The sequence below is a fragment of the Nocardia sp. NPDC055050 genome (assembly GCF_053608345.1).
In genome coordinates this window covers 365,705-386,119 of sequence record NZ_JBSGVG010000001.1, presented here as the reverse complement: position 1 = coordinate 386,119, position 20,415 = coordinate 365,705, and the positions used below count along the sequence as shown (strand labels likewise).

The window sequence follows — 20,415 nt, the reverse complement described above, 5'->3', positions numbered from 1 at the left end:
GCTACGCCTCGGGCAGACGGGCCGCGATCTCGGCACGGGACATACGCCCGGCCTCCTCGGCGGGGATTCCGCGCGAGACGGCGTAGGCGTGCCATTCGGCCTTGGGCGAGGTCGTGCTCGCCGGGCGCGGCACAGCGACGGGACCCTCGACCTCGGTCTGATCGCCGTCGTCCTGCCCGCCGTCGTCGCCCGGGTCGCCCTGCCCGTCTCCCGTGTCGCCGGAATCGTCGGCGAGCCGTGGGAACAGATCGCCCGCGTCGGGCAGCACGAGGTCGACCGCGGGCTCATCGGCGACCGGCTCGGGGGTGAGCACGCCCGCACGGTCCGCCCGCTCGTACTCGTCCTCGGTCAGGTCGACAACATCGCCGAAGTACGCGAGGCGCCGGGCACCGGCGGCGGTGCGGTACGGCCACACCGCCGCGCGGACCTCAGCCCGCAAGGCCGGTCACCTTCTTGATCGAGTACGGGTTCGTCACGCCCATGATCGGCATGACCGACGACTGCACCCACGTGCGCTTGGTCTTCTCCTCGCGCCACGTCTCGGTAGCGAGGCCCTGCTCGTAGGACAGGAACCCGACCTCGCCGGTAGCGACCGCGTACGCGCTGCCCGCGGCGACCCGGTTCGACGGGAACATCTCGCGAATACCCGCCGACTGGAGCACCTCGGCGAGCGCCGACCCGTAGGCGATGGCGAGGTTCGCCTTTTCCTGCGGGTTGACGATCCACAGGTCATAGACGACGCCGAGTTCCTCGACATCGGCCGCGAGCTGCACGTTCGCGAAATCGGCGGTCGGGCGCAGATCGCTCGCGGTCGGCGCGGTGCCCGCGAGCTGCACGTCGGACCAGTCGTGACCGGGCACGACACCGGCGCCGCCGAGCGCGGCGATAGCCGCCTCGAGGGTCGCGACGGCCCGCTGATTGACCTTGCGCACGATGGTGTTACCGAGCGCGGTCACCTGGTTGTTGAAGTGCGACACGTCGTTTCGGTTGCGCGCTGAATCCGAGATCCAGAACTTTCCGCCCCAGTCTTCGGAGGTCGCGACCTTCGGGTCGGTCCGGTCGCTACCGACGATCGGGTACTCGGCGGATGGCGCGCGCTGTTCGATGTCGCGCGTGGTGTAGAGCTCGTTCTGCGTGATCTGGTCATAGATCACAGCACCGGCCGCCACCGACGCCGCCGAGGACGAGAAAATCCGGTCGACGATGAACTTCTGCAAGGTCAGGTCGGCGAGGCGCTTGGTGATGCGCGCGGGCTGCTTGAGCGCCAGGTCGACAGTGAGAGTGCTACCGACCAGGGTCGGCGCACCAAGCGGGAAAGAAACGGGAGCAGTCGACATTGTCGGTCCTCTCAGTACAGGCTGATCTCGGCGTCATTGCCCGAGGTCGCTGCGGTGACGGCGTAGCCGACGGCTACACCCGATGTCTTGGTGATCGCCTGCCCGGCGGTGCCGACCTCAACCTCGGCGAACGCCGCGATGTTGGCCGCGGCGGTCACCTGCACCACACGCGAGTTGCCGCGCGCGATCGGGACTAGTTCGCCGTTGGCGGCGTCCCGCTTGGACACGCCGCACGTCCGGCCGGCGGCCGTCGCATGAGCGACGACGATCGTCCCGGTAGTGGCGTCGCGGTTGCCGGTGATCGCCAGGAACCGGCCGCCGGTGACGGCCGAGCTCGCCTTGCCAGTGAGGTCGGCGCCGGGCTCGTAGATGCCCATCTTGTCGGCCATGGTCAGACTCCCTTGTTGGTCGCGGTGTTGACGCCGTCGAACCAACCGAGGTCGGCGGCATCGTGTACGGGTACGGCGTGGCCGATCTCGGCACCCACCGGGTAGACCGGCGCAAGGCCGTTCAGCACGGCCAGCTCGCGCGGGTCGCGGTTGAGCCGGTCGACCCAGCTGTTTCGCTGCGCCGGGGCGATACGGCCCGTGCGCACCGCGTTGTCCACAGCGGCTACTCGGGCGATGCGCTCCTGCTCGGCCCGCGCCTGGTCGCCGCGCGCGGCCTTGTTGCGCAGCTCGTCGAGTGCCGCGGCCTCGATCGCGACGACGCCCGCGGGCAGATCGCCGAGGCTGTTCGCGGTCGCGGCCGGTGCGGGTTCCGGCGCCGGTGCGGGTTCCGGGCTCGAGTTCTGCCCCCACACCTCGAGTGCCTCGTTCGCGGTGTCGATCGCTTCCTGAAAGCTGTCGACGATCGGCTGCGCGATGGCGGCCACATCGGGCGAGACGCCCTCACTCGTCGCCGCGGTCGCGGTGGCGAGCAGCTCGGGCCCGGACGCGACGAGCGCGCGCAGGAACGAAATGTCGTTGTCGTTGAACGGCAACGTCACCGGGGCGATTGCGGCGGCCGGTCGGCCGAGTGCCTTGTCGATTGCCGCGTTAACGGCGGTCTCGTCTGCGTTCTCGGCCAGGCCGAGGCGCTTCGCGATGGCGGCGAGTGCAGTCATGCGCGTTCCTTCCGGGTTGGCCTCGGCCTCGGTGGCAGAGGGGGTTTGGGGCGCGGGCGCACGACTGCGCCCGGCGTAGGTGAATGTCGACAGGTCGAATCGCGCGGCGGGGGCGAGCTCGGTCGTCGGAACCTCGACGCGATCGGCGAGCCCCGCGGCGACCGCCTCGGCCGCCGAGAACCACGTCTCGGCGCGCATGAGCTCGCGCCACTCCTCGGCGGTGCCGCCTGCCTTTTCGGCGTAGATGCTGGCGATGTTGTCCGAGGTCCGATCGAGGGTCTCGACGTGCTTACGCATCTCGTCGGCGTTGCCGCCCGCGTACATGTGGGCGTCGTGAATCATGATCTCGGCGTTCCGGCAGATCACGACCTCGGCGCCTGCCATCGCAATGAAACTCGCTGCGCTCGCGGCGATTCCGTCAATCACGGTGGTGATCCGGGCCCGGTGCCCGCGCAACGTGTTGAGGATGGCGAGCCCCTCGTACACGTCGCCGCCGGGCGAGTTGATCCGAACGGTGATCGCCTCGGCGTCGATCTGCGCGAGGTCCTTCGCGAACGTCGCGGCCGAGACGCCCCAGTACGGATCAATCTCGTCATAGATCAGCACCTCGGCCGAGCCGGTGTCGAGGGCCTTAATTCGGTACCAGGGGTCGGGCTTGGCGCCCCGCTTGTTCACCACAGTGTCAGCGCTCCATTCGGCTCGATGCGGGCGGTCGGCGAGGTCAGCGCGGCGCGTCGAACTGTGTTGCGCTCGCGCAGGTCTCGGCCGAACTCCTCGTGATTGCGGCCAGCCATACGGGCGGCTACCGCTGCCGCGGTCACCTCGTCCGGGTCGAGGTCGACGGCCTCGCGGATCGGTAGCCCGTAGTCCTGCCGGGCGGCCTGCTCGATCGCCTCGTCGGGCGTGATGATCCCGGCGCGCACGAGAATCTCGAGGGCGGCGGCGGTCGCGTCTTTCCTGCTGCCGATCTCGTCGAACACGATGCGCGGCGCGGGTTCGTCGGGTCCCCAATTGGCATCGACGAGGTCCTCGACGATGTGCGCCTGCGCGGTGTCGCGGATCATCTCGGCGACTGTCTGTAGTGACATCACGAAGAAGTCGGCGAACGTCGTCCCGAGTGCCCAACTGCCCGTTGAGTTTCCGAGGTTGAGGAAGTGGGCGAGTACGCTCCTGCCGATCTGCGCGTCGTGGTAGTCGATGGCCGGTTGCGCGTCGGGCAGATTCCCCTCGACACCGGCGAGCCGTAGCTTGGCCTGATACGGCGTCGCGGCACCCGAGGCGCTGCCCGCCTTGTAGCTCTGGGCTATCGCCTTGCCCGCGTCGAGCTGCTGCTGATCATCGGCCGGGCCCGCCTCGTAGACCGGCACGCCCATGCCGTTCCGCTCGATCGTCTGCGCCTGCACGCGCAGCAACCGGTCACGGATGAGCCAGTGCTTGTACGCCGGGCGTAGCAGGCTCTGCCCGGTCCAGTCGCCGCCCTCACGGTCGACGACGTAGGCGACGAGCCGCTCGACCGGGATACGCACCGCGCCACCACGCGGGCCCATTCCGTACTGCTCGATCGCGACGAGCCCGCCGTCGGCGGCGACCTCGATACCCGAGATGGACTCGGACAACCGCTGTCCCAGCTTGTGCAGGTGATACAGGCCGGTCACGTCGTCGACCGACCAGAGCGGCTCGAAGAACTGGTGTCCGTAGCGCAGGCAGAGCAGCGCGCTCGCGACGTGCTCGCCCCACGAGAACCGGCCACGCCGACGACGCGGCACCGGTGCCTGTCCGACGATCGGCAGGCCGAGGTCGGCGGCGATGTGCTCGGTCACCTCGGGGCGTGCGCCGTCGGGATCGAGCCGCCAGTTCGTCCGCCGGATCGGCAGGCGCACGGCCCGCATCACGGATGTGATCTGCGCGTCTTGACGTTCCATCCGGCGATACACGCGCGTGCACTCCGGCCAGATGAGCTCGGGCGTCTCCTCGGCCGTCTGCCAGAACATCCCGCCCGAGGTATCGAAACTCTCTGTGCCGTAGCCGATTTCGGCTTGCGTCGGTGTCTGCTTGGTCTTAGCCACGCTGCCCCACCTCCTAGAACCCCATCGCCATGAGCTCGTCTGTCTGCTCGGCGTGCGGGTCGCTGTCGTCCTTTGTGGGCATCTGGGGCGGGGTGCTCGGTTCGAGGCCGAACTCGAGCAAGGCCCACCTCGCGAGCGAAATCACTTGGACGCGGGTTACGTCGCCCGCGGTGTAGTCCCATCCGAACCGACCGCCGCCGAGCGCGCGTTTCTGCGCGCTGCCGAGTGCGTCTGTGAGCCGTGGGTCGCCGCCGTGCGAGAGTGCGCCGTCGAGCGCGTCCTGCACGAGACCGACCGCGGCGTCGGCCGCCTGCCCGGCCGAGGTGTACTCGGCCTCGATGCCGCGCGCGAGCAGTTGGCCGGCGAGCGCCTTCGCCGGGCTCGTGCTGTTGATGACGACCGCGCACGGGTCCCACCGGGCGACGAGGTCGGCGACGCGGTCGACGATGCCCTGCGCGCTGCCGTGGTAACCCAGCTCGAGGCGAATCTTGCCGTCGATCGTTCGCGTCGCCGCACCGAGCGCGGCCGTGGTGAGGTCGCCTGTCATGTCCAGCGCGAGCGCGATCGGACCGTGTACCCGCGCGCCGAGTTCGGTCATGTCCTCCCACGTCCCGGCCGGGATCACGCGCTCGCGTTCCTCGGGCGGCCGAGGCCACCGGCCGACCGACAGGCGCTCGACTTCCCACTTCTCGAGGCGGGCGGCGAACGAGGCGACCTCGTCCTCGATGTATTCCTCGTCGAACAGGTATCCGAGCGACGGGTTCGCCGCGGCCCAGTTGCGCCGGTCCATTCGCCACGCTGCGCGCTCGACGGCCGTCGCAGTGGCCGGGAGCTCGGGCGCCGACCACTCAAGCCAGAGCAGGCGCTTGCCGGTGCGCTTGAGCGCGCGCTCGCGCAGCATCGCCCACACGCCGCACTTGGGTTGACTGTCGGCGTCGGCCGCGCTGCCGAGGTACCACACCTGCCCGTTCGCCGCGGTGGTGATGAGCGGCATGAGCGCGGCGAGCGCCTCGGGCGAGCAGATCATCGCCTCGTCGATCACGAGCCGGTCGACGCTGTCACCTCGGCCGCCCTGGTCGGTGCGGGTCGCGAAGAAGATCGTCGAGCCGTTCGAGAGCGTGATCGACTCTTGCCCGTTACTCGTGCGGGGCTGCCCCGGCATGAGTTGCCGTCGTAGCTGGTCAGAGGCATTTATGAGCGCCATCACCTTGCGCATGGTGCGGAGCGCCGTCTTGAACTGGTGTGCGGTGTACAGGATTTGCACGCCCGGCTCGGTCACCATCCACCACAACATGACGAGCTCGAGTACGCCGTTCTTCCCGTTCTGCCTGCTCGCGAGCAGGCAGACCTCGAACGCGGCCCACTTCCCATCGGCCCGGCGCGCGGTGCCGTCGGTGATCGCTCCGGCCTGCCAGGGCGGTAGACGGCGCCCCGCGCCCTCGGCGAGGTCGAACACGGCCGTCGCGGCGCCGTAGTCCACGGCGGCGGCCGGACGGAACGAAATCCGGGGTTCCTGGGTCCCGACCAGTCCCGGGCGCGGCCAGCTCGTCTCCAACGTCCCTCCCTGCCGGTTTCACCCCATGCCCGCGCCATCCAGGGGGTTTGCTGTCCGTTAACCGACATTCCGGCTGTATTAGCCGAACATTAGCCATATTGAGCAGGGGGCTCGCTGGGCTGCCCGCTCGCGCCTGCGCTAGCCCTCGCCCCTCGAGGTCTGCCCGCTACCAGCGCCGCCATAGCCCCCCGGCGGCCAGGCATCGAGAGAATCGGCCCGTGCGCTTGCCAGGGGCGCTACCAGGGGCGCCTGTTCTCGGCCCCAGATCGGGCCCCAGAGAGGCGCGGGGAGAGAGAAACGGCCTGACTGCCACGGACGAGTCAGGGCCGGGGGGCCCGATGATTAGGAGGGGGTACCCCAGTCCAGGGCGTTGCCGGGCGGTAACTGGCTCATCATGTCCGGTAGCTGTTCGGTAACTGACCTCGCTGCAGGGTGTTGCGGGCCGGGCGGCGGCGGAGTGCCGGCGGGGTCGTGGTCCTCGTACCACCGCTTGATCACGGGTTGCATCCACCAGGGCCGCTGCTGCTTGGCCCGGGCCATCACGACATCTCGACCGGGGTCGATGGTGACCACGCGAGCGCCGCGGGCCCGGTACGTGGCGAGCAGGCGGGCGGACGGGGTCGAGTGGATCACGAACACGTCGACCGTGTGGGCGTGCCGTAGGGCGGTGTCGATGGCCGCCTGCCGGGCCGCCTTGGTCACGGCCTTGACGGCGGGCGTGTGGTCGTGACCGGTCTCGTCGGCCGCGGTGAGCGCCGAGGCGAGCCGGTCGTAATCGACGATGATGTCGGCCGCGCTGGCGTGCTGTCGGCACCATGTCGACTTGCCAGCGGCGGGCGGCCCGATGACGACGTACAGCACGTCAGCCCCATTCGAGGGCGTTCGCAGCGTGGCCGCCGGTGGCCCGGGTGAGCGCGGGTCGCAGGTGGTCGCGGCTACCGTCGCCGCGTTCCTTGTTGCACACGTCGTGCAGCAGGCGGTCGGCCTCGGTGTGGTCGTGGTGCGCGCGGGCCTTGCTGTGGTCGGCGGCGAGCGCCTGCACACGGTACATCGGTTCGCCGCACCACCAACACGTCTCGCCGTCGCGCAGCACGTCGAGCAGGGCCTTGCGGCGTTGCTGGTGTGCCCACCCGAGGCCCTTCTGTGTGGTGGTGCGCTTGCGGGTCATCGGTGGCCGAGGCCCGCTCGGTCGGCGAGCCACTGCCCGGCACGGACGAGCAGGGCGTCGAGCCAATCGGGAATTCGCCGGCGGCGGCCGAGGCGTTCGCCGGTGTGGCCGGACGGCCCGGCGGTGATGTGCCAGACCGAGCCGTCGCGACCGATGAGCATCATTCGGGGCCGTGCACGAACCGCGGTCCGGGCGCGGTGCTCGTGCACATGGTCGGGGCGAGCACGGCGTGAATGTCGCTGTGGTCGAAGTACGCGCGGTCGACCTCGAGCCCGCGCAGGGCCGACGGGCTGCTCGCGTACAGGCTCAGGGTGACCGAGCCAGTGCCGTTGCTGATCATGCGGCGGCCGATCCGCTCGCCGTCGCGCAGCAGCTTGCGGGACTGGTCGTGGATGCGGTCAAGCGTCCGGCCGGTGCTGGCGATGAGTGCGACGTTCTGCCCGGCGCGCATGTCAGCGAGCGCCTGGTCGAGCACGCTCACGACGGCCAGTACCCGTACGGGGCGGTGTAGAGCGGCTGCTCGAGCGTGCGGGGTGCGTTGGTGCGCCAGCACCCGAGCAGCAGCGCGAGCAGGTCGCCGAGGCTCATCGGCCGAGCTCGCGAACGACGGCGAGCGCGATTCGGGCGAGCAGTTCCCACGGGACGAGCGAGGCGGCGGCGGACAGTGTCGACATGGCGAGACTCCTCGGGGTGAGCGGCGGGTGCGAGGCGGCCGAAAATGGCCCATGACATGCGAAAACCGGCACTGTCGCCGACATTCGGGGTCGGGTCGTCAGTACCGGTTTCGAGGTGCCACCACCATAGCACCAGGTCAGAGCGTTTTCGATCTTGCGATGCCTCGACGGCGTGGCACGGGGTGCCTACGGCCCGCCGAGGTAGGCGTCGAATTCGGTCTCGGTCATCGCATGCCAGGCGCCCATGTCCTCGGCGATGTTGAGCGCGAGCAGGGCGTCGAACCGGGTCGTGAACGGCCCAGTGTGCTTGCTGGTCTTGCTGTTCACGAGCCAGGTCACACCATTTTCAGCGGTCATGCGGTCGATCCTCTCTCGCTGGTCTCGCGCTGCGCCAGCTCGAGCGCGTCGCCGACTCGGTAGACGGGCACGGCGCGGTCCTCGTGCCGGTCGGTAATGCGCACGCCCTGCCGGTCGCGGATGAGCCACGCGCGGCGCGTGAGGCGGCCCTCGGCGGCCCACCGGTAGCCGGTGCGCCGGGCGATCGGCGACCCGACGGCCGCGCAGGCGTGCAGCAATTCGGGCATGGTGCACAGCATTTCGCGAGCCGCCTCGGTGGCCCGGTCCTCAAGGTGGGCGACCTCGTGCTGCTGCGCACACCGCGGACACCGAACCCATGCCGCATCGACCGGGGCCCAGAGGTTCGCCTCGCACTTGCCGCCGTGGTCGAGCACGACCGGGCACCGGCCGAGGTACCGGTGATCGGCGGGCCGGTCGATCGCACGCCGGACGTTCTCGGCCGCGGTGACGATGTCGGCGTGCACCTGCTCGGCCGCCTCGAGTTGCCGTAGCTCGTGCGGATGGCTCGCGAGCCACACCGCGAGGCGCTCGTCGACCTGTACCGGCGTGATGAGGTGGGCGGCGGTGCGCAGCGACACCCGGGACTCACGGACGCGCACGCCGTCGCGCAGGCGGTACTCGTGCACGACGACCGGCGACTCGACCGAGCCGCCGGTGTGCCGGGCGTTGGCGGCGAGCACGGCCAGGGCGCGCGATTCGATCGGTACCTCGACGCCGAGGTGATCGGCGAGCACGCGGGCCCAACCGTGCAACGCGGTTGCCAGCGCGGCGGCGTCGCGCTCGCCGAGCAGGCGCACACCGCGCCCGCGGTCCTCGCTCGCGGTGTCGGCGATCGGTAGCGGGACCTCGGCCGATCGGCCGCCGGTGCGTCCCTTGCCGATTCGGGCCTGCCCGCTGCGTGCTGTTTCGAGGTCGGCGAGCAGGCCGGGCACGGCGAGCAGGGCCTCGACGAGCGTCCCGCCGCACGTCTCGCACAGCCGTAGACCGTCGCCGACGAGGCGCGTGCAGATACCGCACGGCGTGCTCATGACATCCCCCACTCATGGCCGCATCGGCAGATTCGGACGACTTCATACCCGGACTCGTCGACAGGCGGCGGCCGGTCGTCGTGCACGCGGCGAGGCACCCGCTCGCCCCATGCGAACATCTCGGCCGTCTGCCGGTTCCGTTCCCACGTGATGAGCTCGGCGGCGGTGGGCGCGGGTTTCGGCGGGCGGATGGCGTGGCATTCATACGCCCCGCACGACGGGCAGCTCGCCCACGCGGTGAACGTCGGCGTGCCGCTCATAGACCCGCCTGCACGTCGAGGGCGCCCTGCGCGCACCGCTCTGCGACAACCTCGCAATACCGCTCGTCAATCTCGATTCCAACAGCCCGCATCCCGAGCGATTGCGCGGCGGTTAGCGTCGACCCACTGCCCGCGAACGGGTCGAGAACCGTCGCCCCGGGCACAGCGACGACCGACAACAGCGTTCGCAGCAGCGTCTCGGGCTTCTCGGTGGGGTGCGTACCGCCCCGAATCGACCGGAACGCGAGCACGTTCGGAACGTCGCGGCGGTTCGGGGCGGCCGGTGTGCCGACCGAGGTGTGCACGATGAACTCGTGCTGATTGCGGAACACTGCGCCCATGCCTAGCTGCTGCTTGTCCCACACCAGCAACGGCAGTTGTCGCAGGTCTGCGGACTCGAGAGCGGCACCGAGGTGCGAGGACATCCGCCAGTCGGTGAACACCAGCGAGTGAGCGCCGCGGCGCAGGATGCGGCGCCACTGCAAGCCGCACATTCGCAGCAGGTACACGTACCCGTTGGTGCTCATGGCGTCGCCGCGAATCCACTCGTCGTTATCCATGCTGCGAACCATGGATTGCCGGATGCTGCGGGCATTCTCGCGCTTGCCCCCCGAGCTGTACGGCGGATCGGTGAGCACCACGTCGACGGACTCGTCGGCAAGGTCGGCCATGACCTCGAGCGCGTCACCGTGGTACAGCGTGATTCGGTCGTCGGAGTAGTACGGCGTCATCGTTCAGACCTCCAATCGCGTGATGGCGATGTGCACGCCCGGCGTCTCGTCGAGCTCGGCCAGGCGCTTGCGGGCCCGGGTGTCGATCACCCGTGCGTCGTCTGTCCACGCAACGCCGGTCAGCGCGTCGAGGACGGCGCGCAGCAGCTTGTCGACATCGGGTTTGCGGATCGCCGGGGGCGTGCGGGATTTCGGCGTGCTCACGGGACGGCGCAGTACGAACTCGAGGTCGACGGCGCACGGTCCGTCGAACGGCCTCCATCCGTGCCCGTGCGCGGCCCACGCGATGCGCTGGCGCCACTCGGCGAGGCCGCCCGCGGACTCGACGAGGATCGCCTTGCCACGGGCGTTCTTGCCCTTGTAGTCCTTGCTGCCCTGCGTGATCGGCTGACCCGGCACGAACAGCGTCGGCCGGTTCATCGGTCGACCCCGAGGCCGAGGTCGGCGAGCGCGGCCGACATCCGTCGAAACGCCGCCTCGAGCCGATCGGCCAGCCCGGCGAACGAGACGTGCAGCGCCGCGGGAACGGCGGGGAACTCGAGCTCGGGCGTGTGCCGTTTCCGTGCGCGGTACTTCATCCGGGGGAAGTGCTCGGGCGTCCGGGGTTTCTGTCCGCTGCTCATTCGCCGTCCTTCGGTGTCCACACCGGTACCTCGGTGATTCGGTTGTCGGCCTCGCCGCGCAGGCGCCCGCGGATGTGGTCGCGTAGCTGCTCGACGGCGGCCGGGTCGATTTGCAGCATGTTGACGAGTGCCTGCGCGGCGTCGTCGATGATGAGGTGCGACGCTTCGGGCTTGATCTTGGCGAGCGCGGTTGCGGCGCCGGTGCCGAACCCGTCGAGGTAGACGAGCAGGACCGTCTCGAACGGGACCGTGATGAGGTCGACCGGTGCGCGATCCGGCTCGGTCGCGGTGTTCTCGCAGGCCGGTGGACGCCAGCCCGCCGCGATCACAGCGTCGGCGACCCGTTCGGAGTCGTAGACGCCTGGCACGGATTCGACCACTTTGGCTAGGTTGTCGCGGTCACTCACCACGGCCGACCTCCCGGCCGAGAGTGTCGGCGAGCGCCTGGACGTGCCCGTGCACGACGTAGTCCGTCGTGTGCCGTCCGTCCCACAAGTAGCCGCGGGCGAACGCCATCGCTCCCGCCCAGCTACGCCAGTGCGCGGGCGACCACCACCGTTGCAGCGTGCCCGCGCGGCACTTCTCGACGATGTCCTCGCCCCAGCGCACCACCTCGGCCGGGCCCGCGAGCGACCACCACTCGGACAGGTCGGCCACCGAGCGCAGCGGGTTGCCCGGCGGTAGTGCTGTGATCGGGTCGCCGTCGGCCGCGGCCCACCAAGTCGGCACCGACACCGGGTACACCCGGCGCTGTCCCGCAATGCCGTAGCCGGGCGCCGGCGGGCGGTGCGGCATCCCGGCACCGGCCGGGCGCAGCGGATCGGCGATGAGCGCGCAGCCGACGAGGTGGTCGGCGATGGCGCCGGGCATGTGCTCGACGACATCGCGAGCGAGGTCGCCCGCGATGCCTGCGCCTTGCGAGTACCCGGCGAACACGTAGCGCCGTCGCGGCGGTATCGCGTTGAGCAGCGCTTGACGACCGAGGCGCCGAGATTCCGCATACGGCCGAGGTGTGCCGTACTCGGCCGGATACTGCACGATCCGCGGATCGAACAGCGACGGGTCGAGGGCGTCGGCGAACGCCTGCGAGATGCCGTCGCCCGTGCGGCCGTAGCCGGTGCCGGGCAAGATCAGTACGTCAATCACGGTCGCGCTCCTCGGCGTCGTAGTTCCACAGTCCGCGGTCGTCGAGGCACTCGACGCACACGGCGCGTTCCCAAACGGGGACGAGCTCGGCGTGAGAGCACCGCTCGACGCGGGCCCGGCGTGCGGTCACGGCCGCGGCGACCTCGCGCTCGTCGACCGAGTGCCAACCGCGGTCGCCGTCGCCCCAGTCCACGAACCGGTTCACGCCGCCCGCGTCGACGTAGTCGCCTCGAATGCGGTTCTCGGCCTCGAAATTCGCGCACTTGCCGAGCGCCTCGAGCACGTAGTGCGCTGCCATGAGGTCGGGCACCGGGTGCTCGAACTTCGGTCCGCCGAGTTGCGGGATGTACCAGACGAGCAGGTCGCCCGGCGTCGGCACGGGGTCGACCCACGAGTGCCCGACTCGGCAGTGCGACCGGTTGAAATGCGTGTCGTGCTCGCCGAATTGCTCGCAAGCGATCTCGCCTGCGACGCCTTCACACAGCCTGTCCGACACACTGGTCGTCGATGTGCACTTAGCCGTCATCGTCTCCCCCGCGTGGTCAGTGCACCGATGAGGTAGCCGACGACGAGCGCGGCCCAAATCCACACATCCATCACGCCTCCCTGTAGGTGCCGTCGGCGGCCTCGTCGGCGACCGTCGGCTCGGTGATGGTGGAACCGGTCTTCTCGACGGCCGCGCGGATGAGCGCGCCGACCTCGGCCGGGACAGCATCCGGCCCGGCGGCGACCATCGCGCCGTACCGGTCGAGGAATGCGTGCCCGATCGCCTGGTCGTGTTCTGCGCGCTGCTCGATGCGGTCGCGCAGGTTCGCCAGGGCGGCCCGCAAGCGGCCGGTGTCAGGTAGCCCGGTGACGATGTCGATCGCGGCGAGTACCTCGGCCGCGGTGTGGTTAGCCACGGTCGGCCCCCTTGCTGCGCCAGGCGCCGGCGTCCGGGCACGTCGCGAAATGCGAGACGTACCGCGGCACGCTCGTATCGGCGGCGTCGACCTCGGCCGCGGTGAGCGTGACGGCGACCGTGCCGCCGTAGGCGAGCGCGATGTTCCCGGTATCGGCGGGTGCGAGGTCGAGCGGCATTCGCTGCACGCCGACCGTGCGGCGCCACGCAATCGGCGCGCGGCACGACCGGCACCGAGCGTTCGCGGTCAGGTTGGCCGTGAGTGCCGCCCGTCCCCCGGCGGGGATGTTCTCGGCCGCGTCGGCGAGGATCGGCACCCACACGACGATTTCGCCGGGGCGGTCGTGGGTGAGGCGAGGCCCGTCGGCGGCCATGATCCACGGGAATTCGCGGTCGTCGATGGTCAGCACCCCGGCGGCCTTGTCGATGACGATGCGCCCGGCGAGGCCCGGCTCGACGTGGTCGGTCCACACGAGGCGGGTCGCGCCGTCGTGTCCGTGCACGGCGACGGCTTCCTCGACCGAGGACCACACCACGGTTGACCGGCGCTCGCCGCGCCAGCGGACCACGGTCGTACCGTCGTCGAACACTGCGCCGTCGGCGACGACGCCGGTCCCGCTCACGCCGGTGAGGTCGCGGTCGCGCTGGAACTCGAACGTGCGGGTCATCGGGTGCCCTCGTCGGTGACGAGCACGAAGTCGCGGCCGGTGATCCTGCCCGCGTCCATCGTGGTTGGCTTCATGAGCTCGACGACCTCGCCGCGGGTACGGCTCACCTTGCAGGTGACCGAGCAGACCGGCGGTTTCTGGACGCCGCCGTACTCGGAGGGCTGATAGACGCCGAGCAAGTCGACGATCAGGTCGCGCACGTTGCTGGCGCGGTTGTCGCGATAGTGGTCGCCGACGCGGACCGTGCGGCCCTTGGTCGTGGTGAATTCGAGCGTGGTCTGCTCGGCGGTCTCGGTCATCGGTTCTGCTCCTTGCGTTCTGCTGCTGCGATTGCCTGCTGTGCTCGCAGGCTCGGGCGTGGTTCGTCGATGTCGACGCGGCGCACTGTGTGTGGCTTGCACTGGGGGCACGGGATCGGACGGCCCTCGTCGTCCTCGCCGAGCCAGCGGTTCCGGCACCGGGGGTCGTGCCAGGGCGCCGACTCGTCCGCGGGTTCGAGCTCTGCGCCGGTGCGATCGAGGGTCATGGAATCCACACCCCCGGGCGCGCGGTGGTGAGTTGCGTTGGGTACTCAGCCACGCGGGTTTGGTTGGTAATGGTTGGTATGGGTTGGTGGTAGATCACCCGTGATCCCCAGACATGCTCTGGATGATCCCCAGACTTTCTCTGGATGATCCCCAGACTTTTCCGGGCGACCGTGGGATTGGGATCGCTTGTGATCCCCAGACTTTCGCCGTCCGGAACACTCCGGGTCTCGCCCGTGATCCCCAGATTTCCAGCGGGGCTGCGGTATCCACGGATCACGAGTGATCCCCAGACACCGCCCGCTCGTCCGGGTCGAGCATCGGCAAATCGAGCACGTCCGACGGCATCGTGAGCCGGTACTCGTCGGACTTCTTCGCCCACCGATTGCCTTGCTTCACACGTTCGACCAGGCCCATGCGGCGTAGGTCGGCCATGGCGCGTTTGACCGTCGGCTCGGACACGCACATCACGCGCGCGAGCCGCTCGACCCCCGCGACAATGTGCGTTCCGTCCGCGTTCGCGTACGTCGACATCGTCAGCGCCAAACACATTGTGGTGCAATGCATTTGCACCCGCCGGACGATTCGTTGCCACTCGAACGAGTCGCACGGCATCAACTCGCGCACCTGTGCGCCCGTGCTCTCGTCCACGGCACCACCTCTCATCCATTGATCCGGCCCTCGACGCGGTCGGCGAGCTCGCGCAGGGCCCGCACTAGGTCGCGGTCGGCGAGCTCGCGCGCCGGGTTGCGTACCTCGTCGATGAACACGGCGCCGGGCCGGTCGGGGTCGTGCCCGACGAGCAGCACGACGGCTGTGTACCGGGCCGCGTCGCGCAGCACCCGCCGGGCCTGTTCGTCCGGCATCGGCTCTGGCACGGTCACGGCTCGCCGTCCGAGGTGAACACGTTGTTTTCGATCCGGTTCGCCTCGTCGAGCAGGCCCGGCAGCCGGTACGACCAGTCGCGCGAGAACTCGTCGACACGCTCGCGCCGGTCCTTGCTGAGCGTCCGTGTCGAGCAGTAGCCGAGGAACGACTCGCCGCACCGGACGAATAGCGAGTCGCGGCCATAGCCCTCGAATTGCAGTGCGCCGCCGTAGGTCTTGGACGCCTCGCGGAACCGGGCGATCATGTCGCCCGACACCGCCATGCCCTCGATGCCAGTCGCCTGCGACCGCTGCATCATCTCGACGTTCTTCACGACGGCGAACAGCGCCGAGTCGTCGGCCGACAGCCGCGGAATCTGTAGCGCGCGACCGTCGATCATGCCCGAGCAATCGGTGATCCGTAGGCGGTCGTCGAGCACCTCGAGGCGCAGCAGGTTCTCGGGCGAGACGCCGTCGGCGCCCGATTCCTTGCCGCCCTTGAAGACACCGAGCAGCTTGTTCACGTCGTCGGGCAGCAGCTCGACGGCGACCAGGCCGTACCCGCCGGGGGGCGCGTCGCCCCATAGGGACACGATGGCGAGCGCGCCCGTGTATCGGTCCGTCGCCGACACGGTGACGTGCTGGCGACCGAATTGCAGGCGCACACGGTGCGTCGCGGGTGATTCCTTGTCGGTGCTGGCGTGTACCTTGACCGCGCTCAGTGCCTGCCGGAAATCGCCCGTACCGACGATGACGGTCGAGTACATCACCGGCCCCCGGTCTGCCGGGCCGTCGCCATTGCCGCGGCGCGGTCGTAGACCTCGGCGATGTCCTCGGGGGTCAGGCCGTGCGGGTTGTACACGATCCCGGCCGAGCCGAGGTCGACCGACCGGGGGCGCAGCAGCTCGGCGATTTCGCCGAGGCGGGCCTCGATGGCGAGCGCCGCGTGCACCCCGGCCATGCGAACTACGTGGTCGATTGCGACCAGGCCCGCCGCCGCGTCCGCGTCGCTGGTTGCTTCCTTGTCGAGGTCGGCCACAGCGACGGCCGCCGCTTTGATGAGCAGCACGGCCGTGTCGCGGGTGCCGGGCTCGTACTCGGCCCGGGGGGTATCAGTAGTCGCGGTCACTGGGCACCCCCGGCGGTCTCGTCGGCGGCGTCGGCGGGCGGGCCCGAGAGTTTGTCGACCAACAGCGCGATGACTTGGTCGGCGTCGGCCTCGGTGAGGTGCTGTAACACGGTGATCTCGCGGCCAGCGTGATGCGACAGCAGTTCCCAGCGACCCGCCTCGGCCGGGTCGTCGACGAGGCCGACCTCGTTCAGCAGTTCGTCGAGCCGCGCGACTTGTGCGTCGGTAGCCGGACCGGTGGCCGGTTGCTCGACCGGTTCCGCCGGGGCGTCGGCGGGCTTCTCGTCCGGTTTCGACTCGCTCGCAGGCACGCGGCGGGGTGCGCGCTTCTTCCGGCCGGTGCCGGTGATCTCGGCCGCCGACACCCCGGCCTCGGTCCCGACCTCGCCCGGCGGGAATTCCTCGGCCGTGTTGATCTCGCCGCGCTGAATCGACTTGAAGATCACGGCGAGTTGTCCGAGGTGCTCGCCGCCCCACTCGGCCGACTTCGCGCCGACCTTGGTTTCGAGCTGCGCGAGGGTGACGCCGATACCGGCGAACCCCTGGATTGCGTTGGTGCGGCGCTGCTCGAGCGGATCGCCGTCGCCGCGCTGCAAGGTGGCGTGGCAGTTGGCTTTCGCCTCCTCAACGAGCCAGTCCGGCAACACATTGAGGATCTGCTCGCGCAACCGCCTCGCGCCGTTGTTGGCGTTGTTCTCGTAGATGTCGCGGGTCTCGGTGAGTTTGCGCGACCCGTTCCGGGTGTCGCGGATGTGCGGAACGATGAACGTCGTCGAGCTGCGCGAGTTCGTTTGCATGTCCCATGCGTGGGCGAGCATCTCCGACGATCCTTGGTCGTCGTCGCGGCTCAGTTCCTTGATGCCGTAGTCGATGTTTCCCCAGCAGCGGGCGAGCTCTTTGGCGAGGTAGATCGAGACGCCGGTGATTGCGCCCTCCCCGCGGTTGTATCGGAAGAACGCGCGCTCGGCGACGCTGGTCTGCGCGGTCGCGTCTCGCATCTCCTCGACGGCGGCCATCCTGTTGCGGGGGCGAGACTGTGCGACGAGCACCGCGGCTTGCACCTCGGCGACGGCGCGCGACTGCTCGATCGCGGTCGCCTGACTAGCGAGGTCGATCCGAGTGCCGGCGGCCGGGGCGAGCGGTTGATAACGGGCGTTGGTCATGATGCGAGCAGCTCCTCTGCGCGATAGCGGGTATATGCGGGAATGGACGCGGCGTAGATTTCGCCGCTGTTGTCCGGCCAGTGATCGGCGGCCATGCACTCGGCGAACGTGCGTATCGCCTGCCGATTGATGCGGCGGCCGAGGTCAACGTCGAGCGGGTCGACGCGGCCGACGGTCACCCGATACGGGTAGGTCTTGCACTGGGAGACGAACAGGAAGTCGTCGACGTGCACGCCGAGCGCCGCCGCGCCGTCGACATAGAACGGCTGCTGTGCGAAATAGCCGTACTCGCCGACCGACTTCGCGAACGCGGCTCGACCCGCGCCCTTGGATGTCTTGTAGTCGACGATCACCAGACGGCCGTCCGGCAGACGGGTGATCCAATCGAGCCGGAACCGGCAGCGCGCGCCGGTCTCGGGGTCGATCCACCAACCCGACAGCTCGGCCTCGCCTACGGCGAACAGCGCGCCCGCGAGTTCGTGCTCGAGGGCAACGGCCGCCATGTCGCGGGCTTGCTGGTCTTCCTTCGGCAACAGCGGGACGAGCCCGGCGGCGCGCAGCTCTGCCCGCTTGGCTTTGGCCTTGTCGGTGCGCCAGTCGTCGGCCTCGACGATGCGAATCTGCGCGCCCTTGCCGAGGACGTACAGGTGTGCCGCGTGCCCAAAGTCGTACTCGGCCTTGTCTACTCGCGGCGTGTGCCGGTAGTCGGCGGGCGACTCGAACACGATCGTGCGCGCCCCCGACGAGGACAGCGCGGTGTTATCCGCGTGGTACTCCTCGTCGGGGATATCCGGGTACAGCCCCGGCTCGATGAGCGCCAGCGTCATGCGCTCGCCGCCTTGGCGGGCCGCACGGCGTCGGCCGCAACGGTGACCGTCCGACGGCTACCCGGGAAGTGCAGCAGCCACGAATCGCCGGACGGCGTAGCCGATAGCTCGGCGCCCTGCGCGACGACGCCGAGCGGGGTCGTGATGTCGACGACGGCGACGACGGCCTGCCGACCGGCGACCGGCTCGCGCCGGGTGCGCTGGTAGCACGAGGTGCACATGCCCTTGCTTGCCCGGCGAGCGTGCCCGAGTAGGGCGAGGTTGCTCATGGGGCGCAGGCACTTTCGGCACTTGTCGGCGATCCTGGTCGGCCTCACGTCGGTGAGGCCGAGCATGGCGAGCAGCTCGGCCGCGTCCGTGCGGTCGGTCGCTGCGCGGCACACGGCGAGTGCCGCCGCGTGCCGCTCGTCGCCGGTGTTCTCGCCGACCTCGCCGAGCGACTCGACGCCGCTCAGGTTCCGGTCGTTCATCAGGCGACCCCCGCCCGGTAGTCGAGGTCTCGGTCGCGGGCCCGGTCCCACTCGGCGCCGAAATCGGGCTCGGCCTGCTCGGGTAGGTCGACCTCGTCGTCGAGGATGTCGAGGTGCTCCTCGTGCTCGGGATCGCATCCGCACGGCGCGCCGTCGGCCGTCCAGTGCCACGCGCACGGTCCCGGCTCGTCGGGCTCGTGCCGCCGGTCGGGGTCGCACTCGTCGCACCCGCCACCGGCGCACCACCCGCACACCTCGACCGACGCCGCTCGGGCCTTGGCTTTGAGGTAGTCGACGGCGGCCGTCCCGCCGAGCAGCACGAACACACCGACGAGCGCGCCGCCGACGATGGCGACCTGCACGACGTGCGCGAGCGGGGTCACCGGGCGCCTGCCTTGATCGCGGCGAGCCGGGTCACAGCCTCGGCGAGCATGGATGGGAAAACGCCGGGGGCGTACATGTATCGGGCGTTTGCGATCGCGTGCACCGCGTCGTAATGCTTGAGGCCGTCGGGCGCGTGCCCGCAATCGCAGGCGACAACAGAGTCGATCAGGTCGTCGATATGGCGCGTGGCTTTCGCTCGCGTCGTCTCGACCACTTCCCAGCTCTCGCCCGACTTTGTCGGCGTGTTCGGCAGTGGCCCTACGCCGCTCACGACCCGGGGTTCAGTGGTGGCCGCACCGGTCGCGATTCGGGTAATCGCTTCGGCGAGCAGCTCTGTTCGGACGGCGGGCGTCGTGCGCAGATTGAGCCACTCGACGAGGACCATCAGGTGTTCCGTGTCGTCGATGTGTGCGCCACACCCGCACTTGCCGGGGCGGGTTCGCACTTGGTGCAGCATCTCGTCGAGCTGCTCGCGGATGCCCTTGTGTGCCTGGTCGAACTTGGCCTTTTTGTCGGCGTCGTTGTGCCTCATGATGCGGCGGCCTCCTGCCGGATGATGGGTGTGCGCAGGGCCGCACGGCCCCGATTCGCGCGATGGATGCGGCGACGAAGCCTCGTCTTGGTGTGCTCGGCCCGGGCCTGCTCGGTCTCGAGCTCGGCGCGCAAGCGGGCGATTTCGTCGAGGTGCTGCCCGCGTTCACGCTCGGCGGCGGCGAGTCGAAGCACGGCACCGGCGAGCAGTTGGGCGAGGTTGTCGGGGTTCGCGCCGCGCAGGTCGAGGCAGAGCGACACGAACTGGTCGTCGGTCTCGCCGCTGGTCGCCCTCGCCTCGACGAGCTCGGCGAGGTATGCGCGGGTGACGGCGTAGACATGCGAGATCTCGACCGGGGCACTCATCGCGCACCGCCCATCGCGGCGGCCTGCTCGCCCCAGGTCATGCCGCAATCGGCGCACCGGCCGTACATGCTGTCTGCGTGACGGCAGGCGCGCTGCACGTGGTCGAGGTCGTGCATCGGACGCCCGCCGTCGACCTCGACCACCTCGGCGAGCTCGGCGCGGGTAAGCGGCAATGTCGGGGTCGGGTCGGACGGGACCGCGGGCGGCGCTGGGCGGGGTGTCGGAACGATCGCGCCGTCGCAGACGACGACCGCGGCGCGGATCGCGTCGGCCGGGGCCTGCCACGTAACGGCCGGGACGGCGCTACGGCGGCGGCGCTCGGCGGCCAGCTTGGCGGCGACCGCCACCACGGTGAGGAACGCGGTCACGCCGAGCGCGTGCCGGGGGCGGTAAACGGTCTCGCCTCGGGCGTGCCGGGGGCGGCGCCCGAATGTGCGGTCTACGTTGGGGGTACGGAATTGCATGGGTAGCATCTCCTTGATTCCTTCGGATGTGGGGATCAACCGCCCCGGCCGAGTCGCAATCGGTCGGGGCAG

General features: G+C 69.8%; 32 protein-coding genes. All 32 read right to left on the bottom strand.

The features are described from left to right. Position 1: 1 nt before the first annotated feature. Positions 2–439 (bottom strand): hypothetical protein, encoded by a 438-nt coding sequence (locus ACWGCN_RS02025; RefSeq protein ID WP_452458944.1) that lies wholly within the window; start codon positions 437–439, stop codon positions 2–4. Further along, the gene (locus tag ACWGCN_RS02020; protein WP_452458943.1) at positions 429–1,337 is read right to left on the bottom strand and encodes a major capsid protein; all 909 of its coding nucleotides are present in this window, start codon (positions 1,335–1,337) and stop codon (positions 429–431) included. Before ACWGCN_RS02020 ends, ACWGCN_RS02025 begins: the two co-directional genes overlap by 11 nt. 11 nt (positions 1,338–1,348) lie before the next feature. Next, positions 1,349–1,726: a capsid cement protein gene (locus ACWGCN_RS02015; RefSeq protein ID WP_452458942.1), complete on the bottom strand. Its 378-nt coding sequence runs from the start codon at positions 1,724–1,726 to the stop codon at positions 1,349–1,351. A 2-nt stretch (positions 1,727–1,728) separates the two neighbouring features. Then, entirely contained in the window at positions 1,729–3,120 is a 1,392-nt protein-coding gene (locus ACWGCN_RS02010; protein WP_452458941.1) for a head maturation protease, ClpP-related, read from the bottom strand. After that, positions 3,114–4,508 carry a phage portal protein family protein gene (locus tag ACWGCN_RS02005; RefSeq protein ID WP_452458940.1) on the bottom strand — a complete coding sequence of 465 codons (1,395 nt, stop codon included), beginning with the start codon at positions 4,506–4,508 and terminating at the stop codon, positions 3,114–3,116. The genes ACWGCN_RS02010 and ACWGCN_RS02005 overlap by 7 nt, the downstream gene beginning before the upstream one ends. A gap of 13 nt (positions 4,509–4,521) precedes the next feature. Then, positions 4,522–6,063 (bottom strand): hypothetical protein, encoded by a 1,542-nt coding sequence (locus tag ACWGCN_RS02000; RefSeq protein ID WP_452458939.1) that lies wholly within the window; start codon positions 6,061–6,063, stop codon positions 4,522–4,524. Between the two features lie 342 nt (positions 6,064–6,405). Then, complete coding sequence (locus ACWGCN_RS01995) at positions 6,406–6,924, bottom strand: AAA family ATPase (protein ID WP_452458938.1); 519 nt, start codon at positions 6,922–6,924, stop codon at positions 6,406–6,408. Between the two features lies 1 nt (position 6,925). Then, the gene (locus ACWGCN_RS01990; protein ID WP_452458937.1) at positions 6,926–7,231 is read right to left on the bottom strand and encodes a hypothetical protein; all 306 of its coding nucleotides are present in this window, start codon (positions 7,229–7,231) and stop codon (positions 6,926–6,928) included. After that, a complete protein-coding gene (locus ACWGCN_RS01985) occupies positions 7,228–7,395 on the bottom strand; it encodes a hypothetical protein (RefSeq protein WP_452458936.1) in 168 nt (55 codons plus the stop codon). Before ACWGCN_RS01985 ends, ACWGCN_RS01990 begins: the two co-directional genes overlap by 4 nt. Beyond that, positions 7,392–7,712 carry a hypothetical protein gene (locus tag ACWGCN_RS01980; protein ID WP_452458935.1) on the bottom strand — a complete coding sequence of 107 codons (321 nt, stop codon included), beginning with the start codon at positions 7,710–7,712 and terminating at the stop codon, positions 7,392–7,394. Before ACWGCN_RS01980 ends, ACWGCN_RS01985 begins: the two co-directional genes overlap by 4 nt. 379 nt (positions 7,713–8,091) lie before the next feature. Then, positions 8,092–8,262: a hypothetical protein gene (locus ACWGCN_RS01975; protein WP_452458934.1), complete on the bottom strand. Its 171-nt coding sequence runs from the start codon at positions 8,260–8,262 to the stop codon at positions 8,092–8,094. Next, the gene (locus ACWGCN_RS01970; RefSeq protein WP_452458933.1) at positions 8,259–9,290 is read right to left on the bottom strand and encodes a hypothetical protein; all 1,032 of its coding nucleotides are present in this window, start codon (positions 9,288–9,290) and stop codon (positions 8,259–8,261) included. Before ACWGCN_RS01970 ends, ACWGCN_RS01975 begins: the two co-directional genes overlap by 4 nt. A 256-nt stretch (positions 9,291–9,546) precedes the next feature. Beyond that, positions 9,547–10,281, bottom strand: coding sequence for a DNA-methyltransferase (locus ACWGCN_RS01965; protein WP_452458932.1), 735 nt, complete (start codon positions 10,279–10,281; stop codon positions 9,547–9,549). A gap of 3 nt (positions 10,282–10,284) precedes the next feature. Continuing rightward, complete coding sequence (locus ACWGCN_RS01960; RefSeq protein ID WP_452458931.1) at positions 10,285–10,701, bottom strand: RusA family crossover junction endodeoxyribonuclease; 417 nt, start codon at positions 10,699–10,701, stop codon at positions 10,285–10,287. Further along, entirely contained in the window at positions 10,698–10,904 is a 207-nt protein-coding gene (locus ACWGCN_RS01955; protein ID WP_452458930.1) for a hypothetical protein, read from the bottom strand. The genes ACWGCN_RS01960 and ACWGCN_RS01955 overlap by 4 nt, the downstream gene beginning before the upstream one ends. Then, on the bottom strand, positions 10,901–11,284 hold the full coding sequence (locus tag ACWGCN_RS01950; RefSeq protein WP_452458929.1) for a hypothetical protein: 384 nt from the start codon (positions 11,282–11,284) through the stop codon (positions 10,901–10,903). The genes ACWGCN_RS01955 and ACWGCN_RS01950 overlap by 4 nt, the downstream gene beginning before the upstream one ends. A gap of 19 nt (positions 11,285–11,303) precedes the next feature. Further along, on the bottom strand, positions 11,304–12,050 hold the full coding sequence (locus ACWGCN_RS01945; RefSeq protein ID WP_452458928.1) for a hypothetical protein: 747 nt from the start codon (positions 12,048–12,050) through the stop codon (positions 11,304–11,306). Next, positions 12,043–12,429 (bottom strand): hypothetical protein, encoded by a 387-nt coding sequence (locus ACWGCN_RS01940; protein ID WP_452458927.1) that lies wholly within the window; start codon positions 12,427–12,429, stop codon positions 12,043–12,045. Before ACWGCN_RS01940 ends, ACWGCN_RS01945 begins: the two co-directional genes overlap by 8 nt. A 217-nt stretch (positions 12,430–12,646) precedes the next feature. Further along, on the bottom strand, positions 12,647–12,952 hold the full coding sequence (locus tag ACWGCN_RS01935; RefSeq protein ID WP_452458926.1) for a hypothetical protein: 306 nt from the start codon (positions 12,950–12,952) through the stop codon (positions 12,647–12,649). Next, positions 12,945–13,619, bottom strand: a complete 675-nt coding sequence (locus tag ACWGCN_RS01930) for a hypothetical protein (RefSeq protein WP_452458925.1) — start codon at positions 13,617–13,619, stop codon at positions 12,945–12,947. Before ACWGCN_RS01930 ends, ACWGCN_RS01935 begins: the two co-directional genes overlap by 8 nt. After that, on the bottom strand, positions 13,616–13,918 hold the full coding sequence (locus ACWGCN_RS01925; protein ID WP_452458924.1) for a hypothetical protein: 303 nt from the start codon (positions 13,916–13,918) through the stop codon (positions 13,616–13,618). The genes ACWGCN_RS01930 and ACWGCN_RS01925 overlap by 4 nt, the downstream gene beginning before the upstream one ends. A 501-nt stretch (positions 13,919–14,419) precedes the next feature. Beyond that, a complete protein-coding gene (locus ACWGCN_RS01920) occupies positions 14,420–14,794 on the bottom strand; it encodes a hypothetical protein (protein WP_452458923.1) in 375 nt (124 codons plus the stop codon). Between the two features lie 11 nt (positions 14,795–14,805). Next, positions 14,806–15,027, bottom strand: a complete 222-nt coding sequence (locus tag ACWGCN_RS01915) for a hypothetical protein (protein ID WP_452458922.1) — start codon at positions 15,025–15,027, stop codon at positions 14,806–14,808. Further along, positions 15,024–15,776 (bottom strand): hypothetical protein, encoded by a 753-nt coding sequence (locus tag ACWGCN_RS01910; protein WP_452458921.1) that lies wholly within the window; start codon positions 15,774–15,776, stop codon positions 15,024–15,026. The genes ACWGCN_RS01915 and ACWGCN_RS01910 overlap by 4 nt, the downstream gene beginning before the upstream one ends. Continuing rightward, complete coding sequence (locus tag ACWGCN_RS01905; RefSeq protein WP_452458920.1) at positions 15,776–16,138, bottom strand: hypothetical protein; 363 nt, start codon at positions 16,136–16,138, stop codon at positions 15,776–15,778. Before ACWGCN_RS01905 ends, ACWGCN_RS01910 begins: the two co-directional genes overlap by 1 nt. Next, positions 16,135–17,301, bottom strand: a complete 1,167-nt coding sequence (locus ACWGCN_RS01900; protein ID WP_452458919.1) for a hypothetical protein — start codon at positions 17,299–17,301, stop codon at positions 16,135–16,137. Before ACWGCN_RS01900 ends, ACWGCN_RS01905 begins: the two co-directional genes overlap by 4 nt. After that, on the bottom strand, positions 17,298–18,128 hold the full coding sequence (locus ACWGCN_RS01895) for a PD-(D/E)XK nuclease-like domain-containing protein (protein ID WP_452458918.1): 831 nt from the start codon (positions 18,126–18,128) through the stop codon (positions 17,298–17,300). The genes ACWGCN_RS01900 and ACWGCN_RS01895 overlap by 4 nt, the downstream gene beginning before the upstream one ends. Next, positions 18,125–18,598, bottom strand: a complete 474-nt coding sequence (locus ACWGCN_RS01890; RefSeq protein ID WP_452458917.1) for a hypothetical protein — start codon at positions 18,596–18,598, stop codon at positions 18,125–18,127. Before ACWGCN_RS01890 ends, ACWGCN_RS01895 begins: the two co-directional genes overlap by 4 nt. Then, the gene (locus ACWGCN_RS01885; RefSeq protein WP_452458916.1) at positions 18,598–18,981 is read right to left on the bottom strand and encodes a hypothetical protein; all 384 of its coding nucleotides are present in this window, start codon (positions 18,979–18,981) and stop codon (positions 18,598–18,600) included. The genes ACWGCN_RS01890 and ACWGCN_RS01885 overlap by 1 nt, the downstream gene beginning before the upstream one ends. After that, complete coding sequence (locus ACWGCN_RS01880; RefSeq protein WP_452458915.1) at positions 18,978–19,514, bottom strand: hypothetical protein; 537 nt, start codon at positions 19,512–19,514, stop codon at positions 18,978–18,980. The genes ACWGCN_RS01885 and ACWGCN_RS01880 overlap by 4 nt, the downstream gene beginning before the upstream one ends. Then, on the bottom strand, positions 19,511–19,879 hold the full coding sequence (locus ACWGCN_RS01875) for a hypothetical protein (protein WP_452458914.1): 369 nt from the start codon (positions 19,877–19,879) through the stop codon (positions 19,511–19,513). The genes ACWGCN_RS01880 and ACWGCN_RS01875 overlap by 4 nt, the downstream gene beginning before the upstream one ends. Then, the gene (locus ACWGCN_RS01870) at positions 19,876–20,343 is read right to left on the bottom strand and encodes a hypothetical protein (RefSeq protein ID WP_452458913.1); all 468 of its coding nucleotides are present in this window, start codon (positions 20,341–20,343) and stop codon (positions 19,876–19,878) included. Before ACWGCN_RS01870 ends, ACWGCN_RS01875 begins: the two co-directional genes overlap by 4 nt. Positions 20,344–20,415: the final 72 nt, after the last annotated feature.